9 protein-coding genes and 1 riboswitch are annotated in these 11005 nt (G+C 39.8%); of the genes, 7 read left to right on the forward strand and 2 right to left on the reverse strand.

The features are described 5' to 3' along the window. Nucleotides 1-32 precede the first annotated feature (32 nt). From GWI59_RS07760 to oxyR, 3 genes are all read left to right on the forward strand, one after another. Nucleotides 33-1241 carry an argininosuccinate synthase gene (locus GWI59_RS07760; RefSeq protein WP_115065022.1) on the forward strand — a complete coding sequence of 403 codons (1209 nt, stop codon included), beginning with the start codon at nt 33-35 and terminating at the stop codon, nt 1239-1241. 77 nt (nt 1242-1318) lie between these two features. Next, nucleotides 1319-2701 carry an argininosuccinate lyase gene (argH, locus tag GWI59_RS07765; RefSeq protein ID WP_115065023.1) on the forward strand — a complete coding sequence of 461 codons (1383 nt, stop codon included), beginning with the start codon at nt 1319-1321 and terminating at the stop codon, nt 2699-2701. Between the two features lie 190 nt (nt 2702-2891). Further along, nucleotides 2892-3809, forward strand: coding sequence for a DNA-binding transcriptional regulator OxyR (gene oxyR, locus GWI59_RS07770; protein ID WP_072064635.1), 918 nt, complete (start codon nt 2892-2894; stop codon nt 3807-3809). On the opposite strand, the gene sthA is transcribed toward oxyR, so the two are convergent. After that, entirely contained in the window at nt 3801-5198 is a 1398-nt protein-coding gene (gene sthA, locus GWI59_RS07775; RefSeq protein ID WP_072064634.1) for a Si-specific NAD(P)(+) transhydrogenase, read from the reverse strand. The genes oxyR and sthA overlap by 9 nt on opposite strands. Nucleotides 5199-5397: 199 nt before the next feature. On the opposite strand from sthA, the gene fabR reads away from it, so the two are divergent. Both fabR and GWI59_RS07785 read left to right on the forward strand, forming a co-directional pair. Continuing rightward, nucleotides 5398-6084: an HTH-type transcriptional repressor FabR gene (fabR, locus tag GWI59_RS07780; protein ID WP_072064633.1), complete on the forward strand. Its 687-nt coding sequence runs from the start codon at nt 5398-5400 to the stop codon at nt 6082-6084. Then, nucleotides 6084-6485, forward strand: coding sequence for a YijD family membrane protein (locus GWI59_RS07785; protein ID WP_072064632.1), 402 nt, complete (start codon nt 6084-6086; stop codon nt 6483-6485). The genes fabR and GWI59_RS07785 overlap by 1 nt, the downstream gene beginning before the upstream one ends. Nucleotides 6486-6608: 123 nt before the next feature. On the opposite strand, the gene trmA is transcribed toward GWI59_RS07785, so the two are convergent. Next, nucleotides 6609-7706, reverse strand: a complete 1098-nt coding sequence (gene trmA / locus GWI59_RS07790) for a tRNA (uridine(54)-C5)-methyltransferase TrmA (RefSeq protein WP_161669410.1) — start codon at nt 7704-7706, stop codon at nt 6609-6611. A gap of 112 nt (nt 7707-7818) precedes the next feature. Beyond that, a riboswitch (cobalamin riboswitch) is annotated at nt 7819-8026 on the forward strand. Between the two features lie 69 nt (nt 8027-8095). On the opposite strand from trmA, the gene btuB reads away from it, so the two are divergent. Both btuB and murI read left to right on the forward strand, forming a co-directional pair. Beyond that, nucleotides 8096-9967: a TonB-dependent vitamin B12 receptor BtuB gene (gene btuB, locus GWI59_RS07795; RefSeq protein ID WP_161724398.1), complete on the forward strand. Its 1872-nt coding sequence runs from the start codon at nt 8096-8098 to the stop codon at nt 9965-9967. Continuing rightward, the gene (gene murI, locus GWI59_RS07800) at nt 9912-10778 is read left to right on the forward strand and encodes a glutamate racemase (RefSeq protein WP_109398886.1); all 867 of its coding nucleotides are present in this window, start codon (nt 9912-9914) and stop codon (nt 10776-10778) included. Before btuB ends, murI begins: the two co-directional genes overlap by 56 nt. The last annotated feature ends 227 nt before the right edge of the window (nt 10779-11005 follow it).

An 11005-nucleotide genomic window follows, 5' to 3' on the forward strand; every position in this document is an offset into this window, starting at 1 on the left:
TTTAAACAAATTGGGAATTGAAGGTTATCACTATGACTAAAGGTATTAAGAAAATCGTACTAGCGTACTCAGGCGGATTAGATACTTCGGCGATCATTCCTTGGTTAAAAGAGCATTACGATAACTGTGAAGTTGTCGCTTTTGTGGCGGATGTCGGTCAAAGCCGTGATGATTTAGTGGGTGTAGAACAAAAAGCATTGGCATCAGGTGCTTGCGAGTGTCATATCGTCGATTTACGTGAAGAATTTATCAAAGATTACGTTTACCCTGTATTAAAAACAGGTGCTTTATATGAAGGTAGCTACTTATTAGGTACCTCAATGGCACGTCCTGTTATTGCTAAAGCTCAAGTAGAGTTGGCATTAAAATTAGGTGCTGACGCTGTTGCTCATGGTGCAACAGGTAAAGGTAACGATCAGGTTCGTTTTGAAAGCACTTATGCGGCACTTGCTCCACAGCTGAAAGTGGTTGCGCCTTGGAGAGAGTGGAATTTACGTTCTCGTGAAGCACTGCTGGATTATCTGAAAGTCCGTAATATTCCTACTACTGCGACACTTGAGAAAATTTATAGCCGTGATGAAAATGCATGGCATATCTCAACGGAAGGTGGTGTATTAGAAAGCCCATGGAATGCATCAAATGAAGATTGTTGGGCATGGACTGTTGATCCTAAGAAAGCGCCAGAAACACCAGAATTAGTCACTGTTACAGTTAAAGCGGGTGAAGTTGTCGCGGTAAACGGTAAAACACAATCACCTTTTGAGTGTTTAGATGCATTAAATACATTAGGTGTTAAGCACGGTATTGGACGTATTGATATTGTTGAAAACCGTTTAGTGGGAATGAAATCTCGTGGCTGCTATGAAACTCCAGGGGGCACTATCATGATGGCAGCCCTGCGTGGTGTTGAGCAACTTGTTCTTGATAGAGATGCGTTTAAATGGCGTCAACAACTGGGTTTAGAGATGTCGTATGTGGCTTATGACGGTCGTTGGTTTACGCCAATCCGTGCTTCACTACAAGCGGCTGCAGAATCGCTGGCACAAGATGTGAATGGCGAAGTGGTTTTAGAGCTTTATAAAGGCCATGTGAATGCCATTCAGAAAAAGTCAGAAAATAGCCTGTACTCTGAGGAATTTGCAACCTTTGGTGAAGATGAAGTTTACGATCACAGTCATGCTGAAGGTTTTATCCGTTTATATTCTCTGCCATCACGTATTCGTGCACTGAGCAAAAAATAACGTAAGGCAATAGAGTGGTGCTAACAAGCATCACTCTCACTCTTTTTTATTACACAGAATAGATACAGGAAGCGATTATGGCACTCTGGGGTGGACGTTTTAGTCAGGAAGCTGATCAACGGTTTAAACAATTCAATGATTCACTGCGGTTTGATTTTCGACTGGCACAACAGGATATCTTTGGCTCAGTAGCTTGGTCTAAAGCGTTAGTCACCGTTGGTGTGTTATCACAAGATGAACAAGCTCAACTTGAGCAAGCTTTAAATGAATTATCAGAAGAAGTAACGGCAAACCCGCAGTCTATTTTGCAAAGTGATGCAGAAGATATCCATAGTTGGGTTGAAAGTAAGCTCATTGCCAAAGTGGGTGATTTAGGTAAAAAATTACATACGGGGCGTAGTCGTAATGATCAGGTCGCAACAGATTTAAAATTATGGTGTAAAGAAGAAGTTATTCATCTTCGCCAAGCGATTGTTGAGTTACAAAAAGCGTTAGTTATTACCGCAGAAAAAAATCAAAATGCGGTGATGCCGGGTTATACCCATTTACAACGTGCTCAACCAGTAACATTCGCACACTGGTGTTTAGCCTACAATGAAATGTTAGCTAGAGATGAAAGCCGTTTAGCCGATGCTTTGAAACGTTTGGATATCAGTCCACTAGGATGCGGTGCATTAGCGGGTACAGCTTACGGTATCGATCGTGAACAATTAGCGGAATGGTTAGGTTTTGCGAGTGCAACTAACAATAGTTTAGACAGTGTATCCGACCGTGATCATGTCTTGGAGCTATTATCTTGCGCATCTATTGGGATGGTACATTTATCTCGTTTTGCAGAAGATCTTATTTTCTTTAATAGTGGTGAAGCGGGCTTTATTGAATTATCAGACAAAGTGACCTCTGGCTCATCATTAATGCCTCAAAAGAAAAATCCAGATGCACTTGAACTTATTCGTGGGAAATGTGGACGTGTTCAAGGTGCATTAACGGGCATGATGATGACCTTAAAAGGTTTGCCTTTGGCTTACAATAAAGATATGCAAGAAGATAAAGAAGGGTTATTTGATGCTATTGATACATGGTCTGATTGCTTGCATATGGCAACATTAGTTCTTGATGGCATTCAAATCCGTCGTCCTCGCTGTGAAGAAGCCGCTAAACAAGGTTATGCCAACGCGACTGAACTGGCAGATTATCTTGTTGCTAAAGGCGTGCCATTTCGTGAAGCTCACCATATTGTGGGTGAAGTGGTTGTTTGCGCCCTTGAGCAAGGTAAAGCGATTGAAGAGCTTCCGCTTTCTGAATTACAGATGTTTAACAGTAAAATTATGATTGATGTGTACGATATTTTATCGCTTCAATCATGTTTAGATAAACGTCTTGCAAAAGGGGGTGTTTCCCAAAAACAGGTTGCTTATGCGATAGCAAAAGCCAAAGAAGTTTTAAATATAGATAAATAAGAAAAGAGTTTATTTAAGACAACTTACTGTTATTAAAAAAGAACAGGGTGAACTTCACTCTGTTTTTTTATTTTAAATTGCCGATAATATCGAAAAAGAGAGACAGAATAACATTCGACTGATAGAAAAATTTATCAGTTACTATATTATCTATAGACATTAACTATCAGCAATAAATGTGGGATCTGCAATGAATATCCGTGACTTGGAATATCTGGTGGCTCTAGCTGAGCATAAACATTTTCGTCGGGCGGCAGATTCTTGCCATGTGAGCCAGCCAACATTAAGTGGTCAAATTCGTAAACTTGAAGATGAACTCGGTGTAATGTTACTTGAAAGAACGAGCCGTAAGGTTTTGTTTACCCAACAAGGCTTATTGCTGGTGGATCAAGCGAAAACTGTTTTACGTGAAGTAAAAGTGCTACAAGAAATGGCTTCATTGCAAGGCGAAAGTATGGCGGGACCTTTACATATTGGGCTTATCCCTACTGTTGGCCCTTATTTATTGCCCCACATCATTCCTGAATTACATAAAAACTACCCTAAGTTAGAGATGTACCTTCATGAAGCACAAACTCATAGCTTATTAGCTCAATTAGATAGTGGAAAACTCGATTGTGCAATTTTAGCAATGGTTAAAGAGAGTGCACCGTTTATTGAAGTGCCTTTATTTGAAGAGCCAATGAAATTAGCGATTTATGAAGGACATCCATGGCATGAACGTAGCTCTGTGCCGATGGGTGACTTAGCGGGTCAACGTTTATTAATGTTAGAAGATGGACACTGTTTACGCGATCAAGCGTTAGGGTTCTGTTTCCAAGCTGGCGCAAAAGAAGATACTCATTTTAGAGCAACGAGCTTAGAGACATTACGTAATATGGTCGCTGCTGGTAGTGGAATAACCTTATTACCTGATTTATCCGTACCTCAAGAACAAAAACGTGATGGAGTGTGTTACTTAGAATGTACCGATCCAAATCCATCACGTTCTATTATTTTGGTTTATCGTCCCGGATCGCCTTTGCGTAATCGTTATGAACAATTAGCAGAGACAATCCGTGAACATATGACCGCATTTTATGCAGAAAAACAAAACGCATTAAAATAAGCGGTTTAAACCATTAAGCGCCGCAACACGATAGGCTTCTGCCATTGTTGGATAGTTGAAGGTGGTATTAACGAAATACTCGATAGTATTACCTTCACCTTTTTGCTCCATAATTGCTTGGCCGATATGAATAATTTCAGCCGCACGCTCACCGAAACAGTGAATACCTAAAATCTGCTTGGTTTCACGGTGGAAGAGAATTTTCAAACTCCCCACATTCATACCTGCTATTTGTGCTCTTGCCAGATGTTTAAATTGAGCTCGACCCACTTCATAAGGGATTTTCATTGCAGTGAGTTGTTGCTCTGTTTTACCAACAGAACTAATTTCAGGAATGGTGTAGATCCCCGTTGGAATATCTTCAATTAAATGTGTTTCTGATTTTCCGGTTGTGATTGCTAAAGCCGCAATTCGGCCTTGATCATAAGCGGCTGAAGCTAGGCTTGGATAACCAATAACATCACCTACGGCATAAATGTGTTCACAACTGGTTTGGTAGTGGGCATTAACAGAAACGAGCCCACGACTATCTGTTTTAATACCGACGTTTTCTAAGCCTAGAGTGTCTGTATTTCCTGTTCGGCCATTCGCATAAAGTAGACAATCTGCTTTGACTTTTTTACCTGATTTTAGGTGAACAATAACACCATCATCGACACCTTCAATGCTTTCGTATTCTTCATTATGACGAATAACAATGCCGTTATTCCAGAAGTGATAAGAAAGTGCATCAGACATCTCTTGATCAAGGAAAGACAATAGGTGATCACGAGTATTGATTAAATCTACTTTTACTCTTAATCCTCTAAAGATAGAGGCATATTCACAACCAATGACACCTGCGCCATAAATAATGACATGGTGAGGCTCATGCTCTAAATCGAGAATAGTGTCACTGTTATAAATACGAGAATGAGAAAAATCGACATCTGGCGGGCAATAAGGGCGAGAGCCTGTTGCAATAATAAAGTTATCAGCCGAAAGAATATCGCAAGTACCATCAGGATAACGCACGCTGACCCGGTGTTCGTCAATAAATGCGGCTTCACCCGAATACATCGTACAATTATTACGCTCGTAAAAACCTTGACGCATTTTAGTCTGCTGACTAATCACGGTGCTGGCTTGACGAAGTATTTGAGAAAAAGAGGAGTTAATAAGACGAGATTGGTCGCTATAAAGTGGGTTTTGATTAAACTCGATAATGCGACTTACTGCATGGCGTAGGGCTTTGGAGGGAATGGTACCCCAATGCGTACAGCCACCACCAACTTTGTTATAACGTTCTATAACTGCGACGCGTTTTCCTTGTTTAACAAGCCCCATGGCCGCGCCTTCACCGCCAGGACCTGAACCGATAACAATGGCATCGAAATGAGAATGTTGCATAGGAAGAGACCTGTTTTATACAAACCGACAACGGTATATTAACATTAGAATGAATAATAGCCCAATTGACATTAAGGGCATTAGTCACACTTTGTTGAGTTTTTATGAGAATGTGTCTTGAGAGATGATTGTACGCACTGCTTTTTTAACAAAGTTTGATATATTGAGCATAAACCAAATTAGGATTATCAGGATTTCTGTGAGTAATAATATTGGCATCAGAGCTAAACAAAAAGAAAAAACCCGTCGCTCTTTAATTGAAGCAGCTTTTAGCCAACTCAGTGCCGAGCGTAGTTTTACCAGTTTAAGTTTACGAGAAGTCGCTAGAGAGGCAGGTATTGCGCCTACCTCATTTTATCGCCATTTTAAAGATGTGGATGAACTTGGGCTGACAATGGTTGATGAAAGTGGATTGATGTTACGCCAACTGATGCGACAAGCACGTCAACGTATTGCGAAAGGTGGTAGCGTTATTAGAACATCAGTAGCCACTTTTATGGAATTCATTGGCAATAATCCTAATGCGTTTCGATTATTATTACGTGAGCGTTCTGGGACTTCGGCGGAATTTCGTGCCGCAGTCGCACGAGAGATCCAACATTTTATTGCAGAACTGGCAGACTATCTTGAGCAAGAGAGTCATATGCCACGTTATTTTACAGAAATGCAATCTGAAGCAATGGTCACTATTGTATTTAGTGCAGGCGCAGAAGCACTGGATATCGATATTGAAAAGCGTCAACAATTAGAAGAAAGATTAGTTATACAGCTGCGAATGATTGCTAAAGGTGCCTATTATTGGTATCGACGTGAGCAAGAAACGCAAATACCTCAACAAGATAACCCAGAGATAAAGAAAAAAACGCATCAGAAAGGAGACAAATGATGGAACAAAATCGCTGTGAAAAAAGCACGCTATTACTTGCCGCAGTCATTGGTGTCGCTTTACATGGTACATATTCAAGTTTTTTTAACCCGTTGATTGAAACGTGGTCGGTTTTCCCACTCGTCAGTTTAATCTTGGCAGTTTACTGTTTATATCAGCGCTATTTAAATCAACCTATGACTGATGGAATGCCTAAGTTGATTTTTTCATTCTTTTTATTAGGCTTCTTCGGTTATAACGCTTACACCAGAACCGTTAACCCTGAATGGGGTTCAAACTTCTTCTCTTCAGTTTGTATTGTTATCGTTGCGTTATGGATTTATCGTCAGTTCAAACATCGTCAACGTTTACGTATACAGGCAGAAGAAGCTGAGAGAGCATCACAAGCAGAACAGTACTAGTCTGTACTTATCTATTTGTTGTAAACACAGCGAAATTTTGACACCAGCAAGTTATCTTGCTGGTGTTTTTGTTTTTATTCGCGTTATTAAAGGATTTTTTACTCTAAGAAGAGAAATAAGCAGTTATCTTTTTTCTAATAACACACCACATTCCATATGATGGGTATATGGGAATTGATCAAATAAAGCTAATTTGCTGATTTTATGTGTTTTTGTTAGGGTTTCTAAATTTTGGCACAATGTTTCTGGGTTACAAGAAATGTATAAAATGCTAGGGTAAGTTTTAACCAGTTCTACAGTTTTCTCATCTAAACCACTACGAGGTGGATCGACAAAAATGGTTTCACATTGGTAATCTTTTAAATCAATCCCTTCTAGACGTTTAAATTCTCTTACCCCATTCATTGCTTGTGTAAAATCTTCCGCAGACATGCGAATAATTTTCACATTATCAATATGGTTCATTGCAATATTATATTGCGCGGCATAAACAGAAGGTTTTGCGATTTCTGTTGCCAGTACGCGATCGAAATTACGCGCGAGTGCTAATGAAAAGTTGCCATTACCACAATACAACTCAAGCAGATCACCTTTCGCGTTTTCTGTTGCCTTTAATGCCCATTCCAACATTTTAATATTGACCTGAGCATTAGGTTGCGTGAAGCTATTTTCAACTTGGCGATAAATCATCTCTTTACCTGCGACAGGTAACACTTCATCAATAAAATCGTTATCGAGCATAATTTTTGTTTTATATGCACGACCGATTAACTGCACATCAAAGCCTTGAGCAATTAAGATCTGGCGTAATGCTTGTGCTTCTTGTTGCCAAGTTTCATCAATTTTCTTGTGATACAGCAAAGAGACAATAATTTTATTACTCAACGTAGAAAGATAATCAATCTGAAATAGTTTCTTTCTGAGTGTTGGTTTATCTTTTATTTCTGCCAACAAGACAACCATCATTTTATTAATAAGCTGGCTAGCAACCGGAAATTGGTCAACACGAATACGCTGCTTAGTCTCTTGGTCAAACATAATATGATAGAGAGAATCGTCTTCATGCCAGATACGGAATTCCGCACGCATACGATAATGCTGTTCTGGTGATGAAAAAACCTCTGCTTCAGGCGCATTAAAAGGAGCCATCATCGTTTGTAGACGTTGTGTTTTTTCATTCAGTTGAGACTGATATGTTTGCGTTGGTAATGAATTCTGCATGGTATCTCGCCTTTTTTTGGCAGTAATAAAGTTAAGCGAGCGAAATTGTAGAGATCCTCATGAAGATGTCCAGTATTCTTCATGTTCAATTTCTGGACTCAGTGGAGTTGAAATCGTAGCATAGCTGTTCGGTCTCCTAATAGGAGTGAAAAGGGAATCTGGTGCAAAGCCAGAACTGACGCGCAGCGGTAATAGGATCAAGGATAATAAAAGACACTACAAAGTACCTTAATAAGTACAGTGGGAAGTCATTATCTTAAATACACAAAATTGTTTATTTAACCTAGAGTCCGAAGACCTGCCGAAGACCTGTCGCATCTTAAATTAAATACGCGTTTTATTTAATTTTGGCGGCATCCTGCTACTTATTCTGTTGGATGCAGATTTTCATGAATAATAAAAAAGTTTTTCTTATTTCAAATATAGCGTTGAGTGTAATGGTGGGGAGTTTTAGTGCGTTTGCGAATAACAGCGATACATTAAGTGTGACAGCAAACCGCTTTCAAGAGCCGAACTCTTCTATTTTAGCACCTATCACCGTTGTTGAACGTGAACAGATTGATCGTTGGCAGAGTAATAGTGTTATTGATGTATTACGCAGAATGCCCGGTATTGATGTGGGGCAAAACGGTGGAATAGGGCAACAAAGCTCAATATTTGTCAGAGGTACAAATTCAAACCACGTGCTTATTTTAGTGGATGGTGTACGTTTAAATCAGGCTAATGTGTCTGGTAGTTCTGATATTAGCCAAATTCCGCTTTCTCTTGTTCAACGCATTGAATATATAAGAGGGCCTCGTTCTTCTGTTTATGGTTCAGATGCAATTGGTGGTGTGATTAATATCCTCACAGAAAGAAAAACAGAAGGAGGAACACTCAATGCCACAATGGGTTCTCATGGTTATCAAGAATATGATGGCTCTGTAAAACAAAAAATTGGTGATAAAACAACACTAACGGCGGCAGGTAGTTATCTCTATACCAAAGGCTACGATATAGAAGCGAAAGGTAATACAGGCGGGCATCCTCAACCTGATCGTGATGGTTTTATGAATAAGTCACTATGGTTAGGCGTTAATCACGATATAAATGATAACGTTTCTTTATTTGCAAGGGCTTATGGTTTTGATAATCGTACCGCTTATGATGCTGAACCAGATTATAACGATAATACTATTATTGTTGATACTCGCGCACTGTTTAGCCGCACCTATGATGCAGGTATGCAATTTCATCGTGATAACTACTCTTCTTCTTTAAATACCAGTTATAACTACACCAAAGACTATGATTACGATCCACATCAAGGTCGCTATGGTAAAGGCAGCCGGTTTACCAACTCTGAACAATATAATGTGCAGTGGGGTAATCACCTTTTATTAGGTAATGGCAGTGTAGGTGGTGGAGTGGATTGGCAACGTCAATCTGTTAAAGAAGGTTCTAATGGATTTCCTAATAAAGAACATTTCGATAATACAGGCTTATATCTAACTGGACAGCAAAAGTTAGGCAATGTGATTGCAGAAGCATCGGTACGTTCTGATCATCATTCTGAATACAATTGGCATACTACGTGGCAATCTAATTTAGCGTGGGAGTTCGTTGAGGGCTATCGTGTGATTGGTGGTTATGGTACAGCATTTAAAGCACCGACACTGATGCAACTTTATAGTGAATGGGGAAGTAATCCAAACTTACAACCCGAAAAGAGTAAACAGTGGGAGGGGGGCTTTGAAGGCGTAACAGGACCTTTAGAGTGGCGTTTGACTGCATATAGAAATAATATTACTAATTTAATTGAAGCTGATTCTAAGCAAGGATGGAAAAATTATAATATTGGAGAAGCTTTAATTAAAGGCGTCGAATTTACGGGTGAAATGGATACGTGGATTTTCCATCACACCTTTAATTACCAATATATAGATGCAAGAAATAAAGAAACGCACCAACGTCTTGATCGTCGAGCTCGTCAGCAAGTGAAATATCAGCTTGATTGGCAAGTCGAAAAATTAGATATGGGGGTAACTTACCAATATATCGGTCAACGTACTGATAAAGAGTATGATCCTTCAACTTATTCATCAAAACCTATTTCTCTAGGCGGTGTGAGTATTTGGGATTTAACTGCGTCATATCCTATTACATCACATCTCTCAATTCGTGGTAGAATAGCCAACCTGTTTGATAAAGATTATGAGACAGCTTATGGCTATCGCACGCCAGGACGTGAATACTTCCTCACAGGAAGCTACAACTTCTGATGCACTATCTACCGCTAACCCTACTGTATTGATTTTTGATTCAGGGGTTGGCGGTTTATCTGTTTACCGTGAGATCCGTGAAAAATTACCGGATGCTCACTATATCTATGTTTTCGATAATGAAGCTTTCCCTTATGGTGAGAAATCACAAGAATTCATTATTGACCGTGTTGTTCGAATAGTTAGCGCGGTGGCTGAGAAGCACTTTCTCGCGGCAATTGTTATTGCCTGTAATACTGCTAGTACGGTAAGCCTTCCTGCTTTACGTGCAAAGTTTACTGATATTCCTATTGTGGGAGTTGTACCTGCTATTAAGCCTGCCGCTAAATTAACCTGTAATGGGGTCGTTGGATTATTAGCGACGAGAGCAACAGTTAAACGCCCTTATACCCATGAACTGATAGAACGCTTTGCAACTGATTGCAAAGTTCATTCTTTAGGTTCAGCCGAGCTGGTGGAACTAGCAGAAAGGAAACTTCATGGCGAGGAAGTTTCTCTAGATGCGCTTCGTAAAATTCTTACACCTTGGCTAAAAATGAAAGAGCCACCAGATACAGTCGTATTAGGCTGTACTCATTTCCCTTTATTAGCTGATGAACTTCTTTCTGTTTTACCTGATGGCACACGAATTATCGATTCTGGTGCTGCAATTGCACGAAGAACTGCGTGGTTGGTCGTAAATCAAGCGAAAATAAAAGGTTCAAATGAAATTAGCTTCGCTTATTGCTTAAAAGAAGATGAGAATAGCGAATTATTAAAACCTGTTTTAGCGGGTTTTGGCTTTGAATCGCTCAGAAAACTAGCGCTTTAAGTGCAATTTGGTGGAAAATTCAACGGTCGGTTAAAAAACTAAAAAAAAGTGTTGCCAGCTTCACAAAACTCCCTATAATGCGCCCTCGTTGTCACGGCAAATCACGCTAAGTGAGTTAGCCAAGAGGACAAAAAAATAAAGTGAAAAGCCTTGAAAATAAACGCTTGACACTGAATGAGGAAGATGTAGAATGCACCTCCTCGCAACAACGCAGAAGACCGGAAACG

Origin of the sequence: Proteus sp. G2673, from assembly GCF_009915125.1 — a bacterium.
GTDB classification, from domain to species: Bacteria; Pseudomonadota; Gammaproteobacteria; order Enterobacterales; family Enterobacteriaceae; genus Proteus; species Proteus penneri.